This window comes from Spirillospora sp. NPDC048911, from assembly GCF_043198015.1.
GTDB lineage: Bacteria > Actinomycetota > Actinomycetes > Streptosporangiales > Streptosporangiaceae > Spirillospora.
On the sequence record NZ_JBICUD010000002.1, the window covers coordinates 1,069,718 to 1,085,797 of the forward strand.

Consider the following 16,080-nt stretch of genomic DNA (forward strand, 5'->3'; position numbering starts at 1 on the left):
GTCGGCATGCTCTGGTTCTGGATCCTGCTCAGGATCGTTCTCTCGCCGATCATGTACATCGTGTGGCGGCCGCAGAACTCGGGCATGAAGCACGTCCCGAAGAAGGGACCGGCGCTGATGGTGGGCAACCACCTGTCGTTCGCCGACCACTTCTTCGGCCCGCTGCCGCTGTTCCGCCCGATCTTCTTCATCGGCAAGGACGACTACTTCACCGGCCGGGGCGTCAAGGGCCTGATCAGCAAGGCCTTCTTCACCGGCGTGGGGGTCGTGCCCGTCGACCGCACCGGCGGCAGCGCCGCCGAGGCCGCCCTGCAGACCGGCCTGCGGATCCTGAACGAGGGCAAGCTGCTGGGGATCTACCCGGAGGGCACCCGCGCCCCCGACAACCGGCTCTACCGGGGCAAGACCGGCGTCGCCCGGCTGGCCCTGAAGGCGCGCGTGCCGGTGATCCCGATGGCGATGATCAACACGTTCGAGCTGATGCCGCCCGGCCAGGCCTACCCCAAGCTGGGCATCCGCCCCGGCGTGCGGTTCGGGGCGCCGCTGGACTTCTCGCGCTACTACGGCAGCGAGGACGACCACGAGGTGCTGCGCAAGATCACCGACGAGATCATGGAGGCGATCCGCGAGCTGTCCGGCCAGGAGTACGTCGACCGGTACGCCGCCGACGTCAAGGCCGAGCTGGCGGGCCGGGAGCCGCGCCCGTCCGAGGACGACGACTGACCGGGCGGCCGCATGGGGCTTGAGACCGCGCTCTGGCGGGCGGTCACCGTCTACCGGTTCGTCGCGCTGATCTACGCGGCGATCACGATCTCGATCAACTTCGACACCTACAAGCACCCGTCGGGCGGCTGGATCGTGCTCGGCGTGATGATCGCCTGGACCGCGTTCGCCACCTACGCCTACTCCGACGAGTCCCGCCGTGGCCGGCCGCTCCTGGTCGCCGACCTCGCCGTGGCGGCGGGCTGCCTGCTGGCCACCGCCTGGGTCGAGACGGACGTCAACCTCTCCCTCGGCCATCCCACCCTCCCGGTCTCCTGGGTGGCGGCGTCGGTGCTCGCGTGGGCCGTCGTGGGCGGCATACGGTTCGGCATCACGGCCGCGCTGATCCTCGGCACGGCAGGCGTGTCCGTCCACGTGATCGCCAGATCGAGGACCGGCCTCAACCAGGGCAGCACGATCAACGGCATCGTGCTGCTCTTCATGGCCGGGCTGGTCGTCGGGCACGTGGTCAAGCTGGCCCGGGACGCCGAGGCCCGGCTCGCCCGTGCCGTCGAGCTGGAGTCGGCCACGCGCGAGCGCGAGCGGCTGGCCCGCCGGATCCACGACTCGGTGCTCCAGGTGCTGGCCATGGTCCAGAAACGCGGCAACGAGATGGGCGGCGAGGCCGCCGAGCTGGGGCGCCTGGCGGGGGAGCAGGAGGCCGCGCTGCGGGCCCTGATCGGCGCCGGGCTGGGCGCGCCGCCGCCCGTGCGCGCCCGATCGGCGGCCGTGGCGGGCGAGCCGGTCGATCTGCGGCCCGTGCTCACCGGGCATTCGTCCACGACCGTGACCGTGTCGACCCCGGCCACCCCCGTCCTCCTGCCGGAGAACGCCGCGGCCGAGCTGGGCTCGGCGGTCGCGGCGGCGCTCGACAACGTGCGGCGGCACGGCGGCGACGGGGTCCGCGCCTGGGTCCTCCTGGAGGACGGGCCGGGGCCGGGCGAGGTCACGGTGAGCGTGCGCGACGACGGTCCCGGCATGGAGCCCGGACGGCTCGCCCAGGCCGCCGCCGACGGTCGCCTGGGCGTGGCCCAGTCCATCCAGGGCCGCGTCCGCGACCTCGGCGGCACCGTCTCGATCATCACGGCGCCGGGAGAGGGCACCGAGATCGAGATGACCATCCCCTCGTCAGGATGAGGTGCGGGCGCTGTCGCGTACCGGCGGCTCCGGGCTGGCGGGCAGGGTCAGCTGCACCGGGGTGCGGCCGCCATGCGCCGCCAGCGCCGCCTGGTGGTAGGCCTCCAGTTCGCGGCGGAACGCGGGATCGGCGTAGATCCGCCCGTCGACGAGCGGCCCCTCCCTGCCGTCGATGACCGCCAGCACGTCCTCGCCCTGCAGGGTCTTGTGGGTCTCCAGGGCGTGCGCCACCGCGAGCACCGCGGCGCGGTCCTCCTCCAGCATCCGCTCGACCTGCTTGAGGAGCGCGGTGAGCTGGTCCTCGATGCGGTCGGCGAGGGCGCGGCGCATCTCCTTCTCCGCCTCCTTGGCGCCCTTGCCGCCGGCGCCGGGCGTGCCCATGCCGAGCTGGTTGGAGATCGCGTGCGAGGAGATCGTGGAACCCATGCCCCAGTAGCCCTCCATCAGCGAGGCCACCCGGGTCGCTGACTCCAGGTCGCCGGAGACGCCCGACGAGCTGTCCCCGCCGAAGAACATCCGTTCGCCGGCGAGCGAGGCCAGCGAGACGAGGATGTCGGCCTGGTACTCGCTGCGCCACTGCGTGAACTGGTCCTCCACCGGGATGCTGGCGACCATCCCGAGATACTCGGCGCCCTTCTCGATCGTCGCGATGTCGATCTCCAGATGGCGGCGCGCCCGGATGGCCACCACCGCGTGGCACGCCTCGTGCACGGCCGTCGCGTGCCGTTCGCGGTCGTGGTACTCCACGCCCTCCGGCGGCCCGAGGCTCTTGAGCTGCTTGGCCTTCATGACGTCGCCCCAGGTGATGACCTCGCGGCCGTCCCGGATGGCGGTGATGAGCGCCTCGTTCACCAGGTCCTTGATGCTCGCGCCGGTCGCGTACGGGGTGATGGTGGCGAGCTTGTCGAGCTCCTCGCCGGTCAGGTCGTGGCGGACCTTGGAGAAGTACCCCTCGTACGTGCGGACGCGGCCGGCCTTGGACGGGTAGCCGACCTTGTAGATGCGGTCGATGCGGCCCGGCCGGAGCAGCGCCTCGTCGAGGGCCTCGGGCATGTTGGTCGCCATCATGACCAGGATCCGGTACTTCGGCGGCGGCTTGGGCTTCATGCCGAGCAGCCGCCGGACGTACCTGTTGACGAACCCGCGCGGCTTCTTCAACCCGGACAGCTCGGTGAGCAGGGCCTGCAGCGTGCCCATGTCGCCACCGCCGCCGTTCATGCCGCCGCCCATGAAGAACCGGTCCTGGGCGAGTTGCCACCGGGTGTCGGACGAGAGGTACGACATGCCGTGGCAGATCGCGGCGCCGTCCGTCCTGTCGAACGGCAAGGCGCCGGGCCTGCCGGAAGACGAGGCGCCGCTCGTGCCGGACGGCGCGACGACGGTCGTGCCGGACGGAAGGGCGCCGATCCCGGCCGGGCGGCCACCGCCGGGGCCGACCTGGGCGAGCGAGCCGCGGCGGCCGAGGGAGTCGGCCTCGTCGAAGAAGACGATCACCCCGCCGTACCGCAGCGCGAGCTTGCGCAGCTTGCGGAACAGCGACTTCACCTTGAGCACGCCGATGCCCATGAACATCTGGACGAACGCGCCGGGGTCGACGAAGACGTACGGGTGGCCGGTCTCGCCCGCGACGGCCTCCGCCATCAGGGTCTTGCCGGTGCCGGGCGGCCCCCAGAGCAGGATGCCGCCGGGCACGTAGCCGCCCTTGGCCTCGATCTCCTGCGGCTTCTCCAGGAAGACGATGTTCTCCTTGACGCGGTCGACGACGTGGTCCTGGCCCCACACGTCGCTGAAGCGCGTCGTGATGTCGTCGGGCATGTAGGTGTCGATGCCGCCGCGGGACAGGAACCAGAAGAGCCCGACGAACTGGATGATGATCACGAAGAACAGGAAGACGATCTGGAGCAGGAACGGCAGCGCCTTCCAGAGCAGCGCGGGCGCCTCGAACAGCGCCAGCACCGGCGAGGTGTCGAGGATCTTGCTCGCCACCAGCGCGAAGACCGCGATCCAGAACGCCCAGATCACGGCCCGCCACACGCGGAAGCGGGTCCACGGCTTGAACCTGCGGTGCGTGAAGCGTTCGAACCCGCCGAAGACTCGGTGCGTCCAGAAGCGGTGGTAGCGCGCCCATCGTTCGCTGACGAAGAAGTGCGCCTGGCGCACCAGTTCGAGGCCGAGGAGCACGAACACCCAGGACGCGGCGGTGGACTGCTGGCGCATCGCGTCGCTGAACGGCAGCAGCGGGTTGTCCGCCATGGCCGCCCACACGAGGACGAACCACAGCAGCGTGAGCAGGATGACGTAACGCACCCGGTCCCACAACGACTGCTTCTTACGGGTCGCCGCCATGTCGCCGTGCGGTGCGTCATCGGGCGGCCGGAGCCCCCGCCCCTCACCTTCGGGCGGCTCGGCAGCTTCGGGGGGCTCGGTCCCGTCCTCGACCAGGGACATCTTCACCAGGGACACCTTGGGCCGGGAGGCGCCGCCGCGCCTCCGCCCGCGCCGGAAGATCATTTCAGGTCCTCACCGTGAACGATCGCGCGACGGCGTCCAGCTCGTCCGCGCGATCCAGGAAGCAGCGCGCCGAACAGCGGACGACCATCACGTAGAGCCGCCCCTCGTCGCTGACGTAGGAGGTCACGTCGAAGGTCTGCAGGAACGGCATGGGCGGAAGGCGGTAGTTGTAGGCGGTGCGCACGCCGCGTATCCCGCCCTTGGGCTTGAGCTCCTCGTCGCGCAGCAGCTCGAAGCCGGTGAGCGGGGAGCCCTGCTCGGCGACGGTCCGGCGGCTCTGCTCGGTCACCGGCAGGAAGGCGTCGCGGAGCCGGTCGAGCGATATCGAGCCCCGTTCGTCCCGGGTGAGCGGACGGACGATGGCGTAAACAAACGGCTGGTCCGTGCCGAGCCCGAACAGGTGGTTCGGGTCGGGGGACCTGTGCGCGTCGTAGGCAACCGACCACGACACCTTGGGGCGCAGCCGGGCGGCGGCGGAGTCGGGATCGTCGGAGCTGATCGCCGCGTCGAGCGCCTTCTGTTCGATCTTGTTCCATTCCACGGGGACCTTGAAATAGGTCTGCGCCGAGGAATTCTTCACATAGGTGTAATTCGGTGATCCGCATGCGGCCACTGACATGACCAGGGCGATCACTGGGGCGGCGGCCGATCGGCCGGGCGGGAACGCGCGCGCCACTCCTCGGGCCATGAGGCCTCCGCGGGGATTAAACAGAGGGGCATCTCTACCTCTGTATGCCCCGAATCACGTATTACACCCATATCCCGGTCAGATCACATGAACATATCGGTGCCGGACCGTGGCCTAAGGTGTCGCCGTGAGCACTGTTCCTCTCAAGGTGATGGTCGTCGACGACCACCCGATGTGGCGCGAGTCAGTCGCCCGCGACCTGACCGAGGCCGGGCACGAGGTGGTGGCGACCGCGGGCGAGGGCCGGACCGCGGTGCGCATCGCCGCCGCCGCCCGTCCCCAGGTCGCGGTCGTCGACCTCCAGCTGCCCGACATCAGCGGCGTCGAGGTGACCCGCCAGCTGGCCGCCGCCGAGCCGCCGGTGCGGGTCCTGGTGCTGTCGGCCAGCGGCGAGCAGCAGGACGTCCTCGACGCGGTCAAGGCGGGCGCGACCGGCTACCTGCTCAAGTCGGCGGCGCGGGAGGAGTTCCTCGACGCGGTCGAGCGCACCGGGGCCGGCGACGCGGTGTTCACGCCGGGACTGGCCGGGCTGGTGCTGGGCGAGTACCGCAGGCTCGCGTCGGCGCCGCGGCGCGAGGACGACGACGCGCCCCGGCTCACCGAGCGCGAGACCGAGGTGCTGCGCCTGGTCGCCAAGGGGCTCACGTACAAGCAGATCGCCCAGCGCCTGGTGCTCTCCCACCGCACCGTGCAGAACCACGTCCAGAACACCCTCAACAAGCTGCAGCTGCACAACCGCGTCGAGCTGGTCCGCTACGCCATCGAGAAGGGCCTCGACCAGGAGTGAAGATCTCTGCCCGCGGTGCGTCGGATGACGCGAAACCGAACCGGCTCTCCCTGCATCTATGAAGTAGGAGGAACCGGGGCACCGGTACCGAGGCGACGGGGAGAGCGGAATGCCACTTGCCGCAGCAGGGAACACATGGGGAATCGCGGGGCCGGTCTTCCTCTGGGGGATCTTCGTTCCGGCCGCCCTCGCACTGATCGTCATCGTCGTGCTGATCCGCAGGTCGATCTCGGGGGGACCGGAGACCAAGCGCGAGCTCCACCCGTACGAGGTGGCCCATCTCACCGGCGGCCGCACCCGCGTCATCGGAACCGTCGTCGCCGCGCTGCGCGCGCACGGGGCGATCGAGTCCGCCGGCAGTGGCCAGGTCCGCGTCACCGAGACACCGCTGCCGGACGCCGCGCCCCTCGAGGTCGTCGTCCACGAGGTGATCCGCGACGCGGGCGAGATCAAGGTCAGCTGGCTGCCGCACGACCAGCGGGTGCGCGACGAGATGGCGGCACTGGAGGCGTCCCTCGAACGTGAGCGCCTGGTGCTGAGCGGCCGGGACAAGGCCATGATGCGGCTGGCCTCGCTCTTGCTCTGGGGGCTGCTGGCCGTCGGGGTCGCGCGGCTCGCGGCGGGCGCCGCCAACGGCAGGCCGGTGGGCCTCCTCATCGTCGTGATGCTGCTCCTCGCCTTCGTCAGCATCGGCTTCCTGATCGTCGGCAAGGGGACCCGCGCGGGACGGGCCGCACTGAACGCCACCCGCGATCGGCTCGGCCACCTCAACCCGTCCGCCAACCCGGCGTGGGCGACCTACGGCGCTGGTGGCGCGGCCTTCGGCGTCGCGCTCTTCGGCACCTCGGCCCTGATGAACTTCGACCCCGCGTTCGCCGAAGAGGCCCAGCTCCGGGCGTACATGACCGTGTCCAGCTCCGGCAGCGGTTCCAGTGGTTCGAGCGGCGGTTCTGGCTGCTCAGGGGGCAGTAGCTGCGGGGGCGGTGGTTGCGGCGGCGGCGGAGGGTGCGGCGGATGATCCCTCACCTGCTCTACTTCGGCGGCAGCGCGGTCGCACTCCTGGCAGCGCACGTCACCACGTCGTGGCTGCGCCGCGGGCACGGGACGGGCCGGGCACCGGACCGTCCGCTCCACCCGTACGAGGTGGCCTACATCAACGGCGGGCCGCGCCGCGTGGTCGGCGCGGCGCTGGCCGGGCTGCGGATGGACGGGGTGGTGGCCGGCTCGGGCGGAGGGCTCCAGGCCGTCTCCCCGCCGCGGAAGCTGCGGACGCCGCTGGACGTCGCGATCCACCACGCGATCGCGTCCGGCGCGGCGCGCCGCGCGCGGGACCTCCCCGAGCACCCGGCGGTGCGCGCGGAGGTGGAGGTGCTGCGCGCCGGGCTGGAACGGCAGGGACTCGCGCCCGGCGCCGGTGAACGGACGAGGATGCGCCTGGCGGTCTGGCCCTACGCGGTCGCCTTCCTGGTCATCGGGATGCTGGCGGTGACCGTGGGGGACATGAAGGGCTTCTATGTGGTCCCGATGTTCGCCGCGATCATCTTCGGATTCAGCCGGATGAAGGACGTGCCGCGGGCGACCCGTTCCGGGCGGGACGCCGTCGCCGACACGCTCCAGCGCAACAGTCATCTGGACCCCGGCAACTCTCCCGCCTGGACGACGTACGGGACGGAGGGAGCCGCCCTCGGCGCCGCGCTGTTCGGCGCGGCGGCCCTGGTGAGCATCGACCCCGGGTTCGCGACCGACTCGGGGGCGAGCGACTTCATGGGCTCGGGTTCGGGCGACGGAGGCTCCGGCGGTTGCGGCGCGAGCTGCGGGAGTTCGTGCGGCGGGAGCTCGTGTGGCGGGTCCGGTTGCGGTGGCGGCGGCTGTGGAGGAGGCGGAGGGTGATGGGCCTCGGTGTGGGGATCGGCTGGCGGCCCGAGATCGCCGGCTTCGTGAAGGAGCTGCCCGGCCTGCGCTTCACCGAGGTGATCGCGGAGTCGGTGCACGAGGGGCATCCACTCGCCGGTCTGCTGGAGCTGCGCGACCGGGGCGTCCAGGTCGTGCCGCACGGCGTCAAGCTGTCGCTCGGCGGCGCCGAACCGGTCGCGGCGGAACGGGTCGCGCACCTGGCGTGGTGCGCGGAGTATCTGAACGCGCCGCTGGTCAGCGAGCACGTGGCGTTCGTCCGGGCCGGGGGAGTCGAGGCCGGGCACCTGCTTCCGGTGCCGCGCACGCGGGCCTCGCTCGACGCGCTCACCGCCAACATCCGCCGCACGCAGGCGGAGCTGCCGGTGCCGCTCGCCGTGGAGCCCATCGCCGCGCTCTTCGACTGGCCCGACGCGGAGTACGAGGAGGGTGATTTCCTCACCGAGCTGGTGGAACGCACCGGCGCGCTGCTGCTGCTCGACATCGCCAACGTCTACGCCAACGCGCGCAACCGGGGCGAGGACCCCACCGTGCTGCTGGACCGGCTGCCGCTGGAGCGCGTCGCGTACTGCCATGTGGCCGGGGGCGACGAGGCGGGCGGGCGCTACCACGACACGCACACGGCGTCGGTGCCCGGCGACGTCCTCGCGCTGGTGAAAGAACTCTGCGCGAGGCACCGCCCGCCGGGACTCCTGCTGGAACGCGACGGCCGCTACCCACCCGCCGCCGAGTTGCGCGCCGAACTGGACGCCATCGCAACCGCCGCCGAGATGGACCTCATCACATGACCGCGGACATCGACACCGAGCTGGCGGCGGCGCAGGAAGCGCTGGTGCGGGCCATGACGGCGGGCGGTCCACTGCCGCCCGGCTTCGACGAGGGAGGCGTGCGGGCCGCGGCACACGCCATCCTGCGCAAGCGTGCCGGAGAGGTGGCGCGGGTCTGGCCGGCGCTGGCCGCCTCGTACGGTCAGGATTGGACTGGGACGTTCGTCCGGTGGGCGGCCGGACGTCCGACCAACGGCTCGCTTCGCGACGGCTGGGACTTCGCCCGCGCCCACAAGGACGACCTAGACAGAGGCGCCGCGCTGGAACTGGCCCTGATGGAGACGCGCTTCACCTATGACGCCGCGTCGGCCCCGCGCCCCCGCCGCATGGCGATTCGCCGCATACCCGGCAGCGTAGCGTTCCAGCTGAACGGCCAAACCCGAGTCATAGGACGCCCGTAACCACGCCCATGCGGCGGACCTGGAACAACATGCGGCGAGGCCGGAGCGACTACGCGGCAAGGTCGGGGTGGCACTGGCGTTTGGGTGGTCATGCGGTGGGGCCGGGGCGGCGGTTCGGGGGGAGGGCGCATGCGGGGGTGCCGCCTGGCAGGCGGTAGCGGTTGTCGGCCACCAGCCGGTAGAGGCCGTGCGCCAGCCAGCGGAACGGCGGCACCACGGCGATCATCCCGAGCGGCCGCCACAGGCCTCCGGCGTCGATCAGAAGCCGCGCGACGCCCTGCGCGCCGCCGTACGTCCGGCCGTCGCGGGCGACCCACACCACCTCGTACGAGACCTGCTCCGCGTCGGTGCCCAGCGCGGCGAGATCGGCGAACTGGAAGGCGACCACCTCCGCCGACGTCGGCACGCGCCGGTCGAGGAACCGGACGGACGTCGTGCAGAAGCCGCAGTCGCCGTCGTACAGCAGCACCGGACGTTCTCGGAAGCTCATGATCCCCATGCTCCCACCCGGTATGGTCTAGACCAATGCGGGCATGAACACGGCTCGGCGAATGCCGTGTGCCGGCTCGCCCGCACGACTAGGCTGGGATGCCGAACCACCAGGGAGGGCCTGTTGACCGAGCAAGAGGGCATGCGCGTCGGAGTGCTGACCGGCGGAGGTGACTGTCCCGGCCTGAACGCCGTGATCCGCGCGGTGGTGCGCAAGGGCGTCCAGGTCTTCGGCTACGAGTTCGTGGGCTTCCGCGCCGGCTGGCGCGGGCCGCTCGAGGGCGACACGATCGCGCTCGACGTGCAGGCGGTGCGGGGCATCCTGCCGCGCGGCGGGACGATCCTCGGCTCCTCGCGGACCAACCCGATCAAGGTCGAGGGCGGCATCGAGAAGATCAAGGACAACCTCGCCGGGCTGGGCGTCGACGCGCTCATCGCCATCGGCGGCGAGGACACTCTCGGCGTCGCCCGCGAGCTGTACGACAACGGCGTCAACGTCGTCGGGGTGCCCAAGACCATCGACAACGACCTCAACGCCACCGACTACACGTTCGGCTTCGACACCGCCGTCAACATCGCGATGGAGGCCATCGACCGGCTGCACACCACGGCCGAGAGCCACCACCGAGCGCTGATCTGCGAGGTCATGGGCCGGCACGCGGGCTGGATCGCGCTGCACGCGGGCATGGCCGCGGGCGCCAACGTCATCCTCATCCCCGAGCGGCCGTTCGACATCGACAAGGTCGTCGAGTACGTCGAGAGCCGTTTCAAGACCCGCTACGCGCCGATCATCGTGGTGTCCGAGGGCGCCCACCCGATCGACGGCCAGATGCAGATCCAGACGGGCGAGCTCGACGCGTTCGGCCACGTCCGGCTCGGCGGCATCGGGCAGCGCCTCGCCGACGAGATCGAGAAGCGCACCGGCAAGGAGGCCCGCGCGACCGTCCTCGGCCACATCCAGCGCGGCGGCACGCCCAGCGCGTTCGACCGCGTCCTGGCCACCCGGTTCGGACTCCAGGCGATCGACGCGGTGCGCGACGGCGACTACGGCAAGATGGTCGCCCTCCGTGGCACCGACATCGCCCGTGTCGACCTGGCCGACGCGACGACCGAGCTCAAGACCGTGCCCGTCGAGCGTTACGCCGAGGCCGAGGTCTTCTTCGGCTGAGCCTTTCGCGGAGTCGGCTCCGTGGTGACGAGACCGATGATGGCCCCGGAATCTTCCGGGGCCATTGTCGTCGGGAGGCTTTGGCCGGCGCCGTGGCGCGTCCGGCCTCTCGTTCAGACCAGAAGACGATTGCGCCATTCCATGAACACGGTGATGCGTTTTGCGGTCGATCCATTCCACTCGGTGCGAAGCCCGTTGGCATTGAGCGCCGCCACCACGCGCTCGCCGATGCCGGCGGCCTTCTGCTCATCGGGCTCCGAGCCGAACGTGCCGTAACTGAGGAGCAGCCGGCCGCTGAGCACCACGCTCTCGGTGTCCTGCTGATGGAAGAAGGCGTATCCGTCCATGACGGAGCCTTCGGGAATCTCGCCGCGGATCTCGGACACGCCACACCCCTGGCAGCAGGTGAAGTTCTCCTCAGCCACGATCCCGCTGTTCCAGAGGTCGGCGAAGGCACGTTCGAGCAGGTCGTTGTCCGTGACCTCCGGCCACTCCCGCTGCTCCTCGACGCGGGCCTGCCACAATCCATCGACGATGTCCTCGATGGCGTCGGGACTGAAATCGGCCTCGGCCTCCTCCACCATTTCCACCATCTCGTCGACGATGTCTTCGGGGGTGATGGGATTGTCATGGCCGGAATACCCCACGCATACGAGAATCCTGGCCTTAGCTCGGACCATCTCTTCCGAGGCGACAGTGAGAAGGTCTTCCTCGGACACGGTCAGATCGTGTTCCTCGGCATGGGCGCGAAGCTCCTCGGCGAGATCCTCGATGTCGTCGAATTCCTCATCGAGGTTCGCGGCGTAAGCGCGCAACCGCGCCAGGGGAGCATCGGACATGTGTCAGCCTTTCTCCGGCATGTAGAACGGCCCATGCTAGAGAGCACCACCGACACCAGCCGGTCGAAATGAGAAAGCGGACGAGGGGACCGGCGCACGGTGACCGGCGGACGCGAGGACCGGCGCGCACCGTGACCCGCGGACGCGAGGAGCGGCGCGCACGGTGACCGGCCAGGCCGGTACCTTGCCGTCGCAGGCGGCGGCGACCGTGACGGTGATTGGCGGAGCATCCGTCCACAGCACGGCCCGCATGGCCTACTTCCGTACTTTCGGCTGGTTACAGGGGCGGCCGCCGCTTCCTATCCTCAGCTCCATGAATACCGTGGGACGGCCCGCAGGGCCGGGCGGAATGGTGGCCGACGCGGGCGGCCGCGCGTCGGTGGCCTGGCCGGCGTGATCGTTCCGGAGCGGCGGGTCAGGGTCGCTTCGGTGACCGGGCTCGGCGCCGTGTTCCTCGCGGCGATCGCTGCGCAGGCCCTCGCGATCGCGCAGAGTTGGGGCGCCTGGTACTGGATGCCGGGCAGCGCCTCCGCCGCAGCGGTGTGCCTCCTGGCGCTGCCGGCGTTGCCGGGACGGGGCCGGTCGCTCTGGCCGGCGGTCGCGGGGCTCGGCGTCGCGGCGCTGGCGATCGCGGCGACCCACCTGGCCGGTCCCGAGCTTCCGGCCGAGCCGAGTCCGGCCATGGCCCTGGGCCTGGCCGTGCTGATCGCCATGACACTCCGGGCCCAGCCGCCGATACCGGCCGGTGCCGTCGCGGGCGCGGGCCTCGCGGTGGTCGCCACCGATCAGTTCGCCGCCGGGCCATCGTCCGGCATCGCGGCGGTGACGGCGCTGAGCGGGATGATCTGGCTGGCCGCTATCGGCGCCGGGCTGTCGCTGCGGCTGCTGGACGTCCGGGCGCGTGACACCGCCGAGCAGGTGCGCCAGGCCGAACGGCTGGAGCTCGCCCGGGAACTGCACGACGTCGTGGCCCACCACATCACGGGCATGGTCGTCCAGGCGCAGGGCGCCCAGGTGGTCGCACGGCGGGATCCGGAGCGGGTGGCCGAGTACCTCAGCGAGATGGAGACCGCCGGCACCGACGCTCTGGCGGCGATGCGGCGGGTCGTCGGGCTGCTGCGCGACGAGGCCGACGCGGCACCGGCGTCCCCCGGACCGGAGCGGCTCGGCGCGCTCGTGGAACGTTTCCGCAGGCAGGGTCCGGCAGTACGGCTCGAGATGCGGGTCTGGGATCGCGGCGGAGCCGGAGCCGGGACTGGGACCGGGGACGGGGCAGGGGCCGGGACTGGGGGCGAGACCGGGGGGCGGGGCGGAGACCGGGGTGGCCCCGAGACTAGGGGTGGCCCCGAGGCTGGGGATGGCCTTGAGACCGGGGATGGTCCCGAGGCCGGGACCGGTCTCGGGGGCGGGGAGTGGCCGCCGGAGGTGACCAGCACCGTGTACCGCGTCGTCCAGGAGTCGCTGACGAACGTGCTGCGGCACGCGCCCAAGGCCCGCTCGGTCGTGGTCACCGTCGAGGAGAGCGCGCAGGACGTCATCGTCGAGGTCGCCGACGACGCCCCGGCGGCCCCGGCCCGGTCACACCACCGTGGCGGATACGGCCTGATCGGCATGCGCGAACGCGTCGAGACGCTCGGCGGCTCGCTGCGCGCCGGCCCGCGGCCCGGCGGTGGCTGGTCCGTGCGGGCGGTCCTGCCCGTCCCGGCCGGGGAGCATCGATGACCATCTCGGTCCTGCTCGCCGACGACCAGGCGATGATCCGTCGCGGGCTGCGGCTGATCCTGGAGGACCAGCCCGACATCAGCGTCGTCGGGGAGGCGCCCGACGGGGCCGAGGCGGTCGCCATGGCCCGGCGGCTGCGTCCCGACGTGTGCCTGCTGGACATCAGGATGCCCCGGCTCGACGGCATCGAGGTGACCCGCGTCCTGGCCGGTCCGGGGGTGCCCGACCCGATGCGGGTCATCGTGGTGACCACGTTCGACCTCGACGAGTACGTCTATGGGGCGCTTCGCGGCGGTGCGGTGGGGTTCGTCCTGAAGGACGCCGGGCCCGCCCTGCTCGTCGAGGCGGTCCGGGCCGCGCACAAGGGCGAGGCATTGGTCTCGCCGTCGGTCACCGTCCGCCTGCTCCAACACCTCACCTCGTCCGCGCCGTCCGGCTCGACGCAGCCTTCGCCGCTGTCGAACCGAGAGCTCGAGGTGGTCCGCGCCCTCGCGCGCGGCCGCACCAACCAGGAGATCGCCTCGGAGCTGTTCATCTCGCTGAGCACGGTCAAGAGCCATGTGTCGGGCATCCAGGCCAAGCTGGGCGTGCGCAACCGCGTGGGGATCGCCGCGTGGGCATGGGAGAACCGCCTCATCGACACCAGATAGCGATCGAACTGGTCGAAAGTACGATCGCCGGCGGCCCCGGCCGTGCTTTGGGCCGATGCCCGGACGTGGCACCGATTTCCAGGATGGACGCATGTCAAATGTGGAGTCCGTCCCGGTCCTGCGGGCCGAGGGATTGACGAAGAGATACGGCCGCCGGGTGGCGCTGAGCGAGGTCGACCTGGTCGTTCCGGCCGGCCGCGTCGTCGGCCTCGTCGGCCCGAACGGCGCCGGCAAGTCGACGCTGCTCAACCTGGCCTGCGGGCTGCTCGAACCGACGTCGGGCTCGCTGCGCGTCCTGGGGTCCCGTCCGGCGGAGGACGCCGCGCACCTGGCCCGGGTCGGGTTCGTGGCGCAGGACACCCCGGTGTACCCGTCATTCAGCGTGGCCGACCATCTGCGCTTGGGCGCGCGCCTGAACCCGTCCTGGGATCACGGTCTGGCCGCGCGGCGCGTCGCGCAGGTCGGGCTGAACCCGGGCCAGAAGGCGGGACGGCTGTCCGGCGGCCAGCGCGCGCAGCTGGCGATGACGATCGCCGCCGCCAAGCGTCCCGAACTGCTGATCTTCGACGAGCCGGCGGCCGCGCTCGACCCCTTGGCCCGCCGGGGGTTCCTGGAGAACCTGGTGGAGTTCGTCGCCGAGCTCGGCGCCAGCGCCGTGCTGTCGTCGCACCTGCTCAGCGACATCGAACGCGTCTGCGACCACCTCATCGTGCTGTGCGCGACGCGTGTCCAGGTGGCCGGGGGCGTCCACGACCTGCTGGCCGAGCACCATCGCCTGATCGCGCCACCGCGCGAACTGGACCGGCTGCCCGCCGGTGTCGAGGTGGTCCAGATAGATCATCACGGCCGCGCCCTGGTGCGCACCCACCTGCCACCGCCGTCGATCCCGTACCCGCTCGAACCGGTCACGCTAGAGGAACTGGTGCTCGGCTATATGTCCAGAGCGAACGCCGCGTCCGCCTTCCCCGCCGGAGTCGCAGCCGGGGAGGGACGGCGATGATCTGGTTGAACTGGCGGCAGTTCCGCATCCAGGCGCTCGCCGGCGCCATCGCGCTCGCCCTGATGGCCATCTACCTGCTGTATCTGGGAACAGAGATCCGGGACGCCTACGACGGCTACCGCTCCCATTGCGGTGACCCCGGCGACTGCGCGCAGGCCAAGAGCCAGTTCCAGAGCGCCTACCAGAACACGCTGCTCTTCCTGGCCGCCGGGCTCGGGCTGATCCCCATCGTCATCGGCGCGTTCTGGGGAGCACCGCTGATCGCACGGGAGCTGGAGAGCAACACCCACCGGCTGGTGTGGAACCAGAGCGTCACGCGCCGCCGCTGGCTGATCAGCAGGATGGCGTTCGTCGGCCTGGCCGCGATGATCGTGACGGGCCTGGCCAGCCTGCTGCTCACCTGGGCGGCCGCCCCGTTCGACCAGGTCGTCGCGGACCGGTTCGGCACGGTGGAGTTCGGCGCCCGCAACATCGCCCCGATCGGCTACGCCCTGCTCGCCTTCACGCTCGGCACCCTCATCGGCCTGCTCGTGCGCCGGACGCTCCCGGCGATGGCCATCACGGGCGTCGTGTTCCTCGTCCTCCAGTTCGCGGTGCCGAACCTCGTGCGGCCGCACCTCATGCCGTCCGAGAGGACGAGCCTGCCGATGACCGCGCAGACCATCAACCAGGCTCGCAACCTGGGCAGCATCACCGGCGCGCCGGTCATCGGCGGCCTGCGGGTGCCCGGCGCCCCCGACGCGTGGATCAGCGAGACCAGCCCGCTGCGCACCACGGACGGCCGGACGCTCAGCGGGAGCACGTTCAACAAGTGCCTCGACAGCCCATCGAAGTCCGGCGCCGGCGGCACATTCGGCGACACAGCGGTGTGCCTGTCGAAACTCAACCTGCACGTCGACATCAAGTACCAGCCAGGCAGCCGCTATTGGTCGTTCCAGCTAGCAGAGACCGGCCTCTACCTGCTGGTCAGCGGCATCCTCATAGCCCTAGCCCTCCACCGAGTAAGACGCGCCTGAACCCAGGGGGAGGTCGCCGCCAAAGCCCCCTGGCGACTCCCCCACACCAAAAGCAAGGCCCTCGCTAGCGCTCGGACAGTGTCCATAGGGGCTCCCGCCCCTACCCCCAAGCCGGGGGCAAGCCCCCTGGACCCCACCCCCTCAGTGGCCCCGTAGGGGCTCCACTGCTTTG

General features: G+C 71.1%; 16 protein-coding genes. 12 read left to right on the forward strand and 4 right to left on the reverse strand.

What is annotated here, in order from left to right; genetic code table 11:
* The first annotated feature begins 6 nt into the window (after positions 1-6).
* On the forward strand, positions 7-723 hold the full coding sequence (locus ACGFNU_RS12265) for a lysophospholipid acyltransferase family protein (RefSeq protein ID WP_392592775.1): 717 nt from the start codon (positions 7-9) through the stop codon (positions 721-723).
* Positions 724-735: 12 nt separating this feature from the next.
* Positions 736-1,899: a MacS family sensor histidine kinase gene (macS, locus tag ACGFNU_RS12270; protein WP_392592777.1), complete on the forward strand. Its 1,164-nt coding sequence runs from the start codon at positions 736-738 to the stop codon at positions 1,897-1,899.
* Here macS and ACGFNU_RS12275 read toward each other — a convergent pair.
* Both ACGFNU_RS12275 and ACGFNU_RS12280 read right to left on the reverse strand, forming a co-directional pair.
* A complete protein-coding gene (locus ACGFNU_RS12275) occupies positions 1,891-4,410 on the reverse strand; it encodes an AAA family ATPase (protein ID WP_392592779.1) in 2,520 nt (839 codons plus the stop codon). The two genes, macS and ACGFNU_RS12275, sit on opposite strands and share 9 nt — an antisense overlap.
* Position 4,411: 1 nt before the next feature.
* Positions 4,412-5,098: a hypothetical protein gene (locus ACGFNU_RS12280; RefSeq protein WP_392592781.1), complete on the reverse strand. Its 687-nt coding sequence runs from the start codon at positions 5,096-5,098 to the stop codon at positions 4,412-4,414.
* 151 nt (positions 5,099-5,249) lie between these two features.
* Between ACGFNU_RS12280 and ACGFNU_RS12285 the strand changes: the two genes are divergently transcribed.
* The 5 genes from ACGFNU_RS12285 to ACGFNU_RS12305 all read left to right on the forward strand — a co-directional run bounded on the left by ACGFNU_RS12285 (position 5,250) and on the right by ACGFNU_RS12305 (position 9,024).
* The gene (locus tag ACGFNU_RS12285) at positions 5,250-5,885 is read left to right on the forward strand and encodes a response regulator (protein ID WP_392593510.1); all 636 of its coding nucleotides are present in this window, start codon (positions 5,250-5,252) and stop codon (positions 5,883-5,885) included.
* A 109-nt stretch (positions 5,886-5,994) separates the two neighbouring features.
* On the forward strand, positions 5,995-6,903 hold the full coding sequence (locus ACGFNU_RS12290) for a TIGR04222 domain-containing membrane protein (protein ID WP_392592783.1): 909 nt from the start codon (positions 5,995-5,997) through the stop codon (positions 6,901-6,903).
* A complete protein-coding gene (locus ACGFNU_RS12295; RefSeq protein ID WP_392592785.1) occupies positions 6,900-7,775 on the forward strand; it encodes a TIGR04222 domain-containing membrane protein in 876 nt (291 codons plus the stop codon). The genes ACGFNU_RS12290 and ACGFNU_RS12295 overlap by 4 nt, the downstream gene beginning before the upstream one ends.
* Positions 7,775-8,584 (forward strand): DUF692 domain-containing protein, encoded by an 810-nt coding sequence (locus tag ACGFNU_RS12300; protein WP_392592787.1) that lies wholly within the window; start codon positions 7,775-7,777, stop codon positions 8,582-8,584. The genes ACGFNU_RS12295 and ACGFNU_RS12300 overlap by 1 nt, the downstream gene beginning before the upstream one ends.
* Positions 8,581-9,024, forward strand: coding sequence for a hypothetical protein (locus ACGFNU_RS12305; protein WP_392592788.1), 444 nt, complete (start codon positions 8,581-8,583; stop codon positions 9,022-9,024). The genes ACGFNU_RS12300 and ACGFNU_RS12305 overlap by 4 nt, the downstream gene beginning before the upstream one ends.
* 88 nt (positions 9,025-9,112) lie before the next feature.
* Here ACGFNU_RS12305 and ACGFNU_RS12310 read toward each other — a convergent pair whose 3' ends face one another.
* Complete coding sequence (locus ACGFNU_RS12310; RefSeq protein ID WP_392592789.1) at positions 9,113-9,514, reverse strand: thiol-disulfide oxidoreductase DCC family protein; 402 nt, start codon at positions 9,512-9,514, stop codon at positions 9,113-9,115.
* A gap of 141 nt (positions 9,515-9,655) precedes the next feature.
* Here ACGFNU_RS12310 and ACGFNU_RS12315 point away from each other — a divergent pair, with 141 nt between their 5' ends.
* Positions 9,656-10,681, forward strand: coding sequence for a 6-phosphofructokinase (locus ACGFNU_RS12315; protein ID WP_392593512.1), 1,026 nt, complete (start codon positions 9,656-9,658; stop codon positions 10,679-10,681).
* A 113-nt stretch (positions 10,682-10,794) separates the two neighbouring features.
* Here the strand turns inward: ACGFNU_RS12315 and ACGFNU_RS12320 are convergent, their stop codons facing one another.
* Positions 10,795-11,520: a DUF6891 domain-containing protein gene (locus tag ACGFNU_RS12320; RefSeq protein ID WP_392592790.1), complete on the reverse strand. Its 726-nt coding sequence runs from the start codon at positions 11,518-11,520 to the stop codon at positions 10,795-10,797.
* A 393-nt stretch (positions 11,521-11,913) separates the two neighbouring features.
* On the opposite strand from ACGFNU_RS12320, the gene ACGFNU_RS12325 reads away from it, so the two are divergent.
* The 4 genes from ACGFNU_RS12325 (at position 11,914) to ACGFNU_RS12340 (ending at position 15,908) form a co-directional block, all read left to right on the forward strand.
* Complete coding sequence (locus ACGFNU_RS12325) at positions 11,914-13,242, forward strand: sensor histidine kinase (RefSeq protein ID WP_392592791.1); 1,329 nt, start codon at positions 11,914-11,916, stop codon at positions 13,240-13,242.
* Complete coding sequence (locus ACGFNU_RS12330; RefSeq protein ID WP_392592792.1) at positions 13,239-13,892, forward strand: response regulator; 654 nt, start codon at positions 13,239-13,241, stop codon at positions 13,890-13,892. Before ACGFNU_RS12325 ends, ACGFNU_RS12330 begins: the two co-directional genes overlap by 4 nt.
* Positions 13,893-13,983: 91 nt before the next feature.
* Positions 13,984-14,892, forward strand: coding sequence for an ABC transporter ATP-binding protein (locus ACGFNU_RS12335; RefSeq protein ID WP_392592793.1), 909 nt, complete (start codon positions 13,984-13,986; stop codon positions 14,890-14,892).
* Positions 14,889-15,908: an ABC transporter permease subunit gene (locus ACGFNU_RS12340; protein ID WP_392592794.1), complete on the forward strand. Its 1,020-nt coding sequence runs from the start codon at positions 14,889-14,891 to the stop codon at positions 15,906-15,908. Before ACGFNU_RS12335 ends, ACGFNU_RS12340 begins: the two co-directional genes overlap by 4 nt.
* Positions 15,909-16,080: the final 172 nt, after the last annotated feature.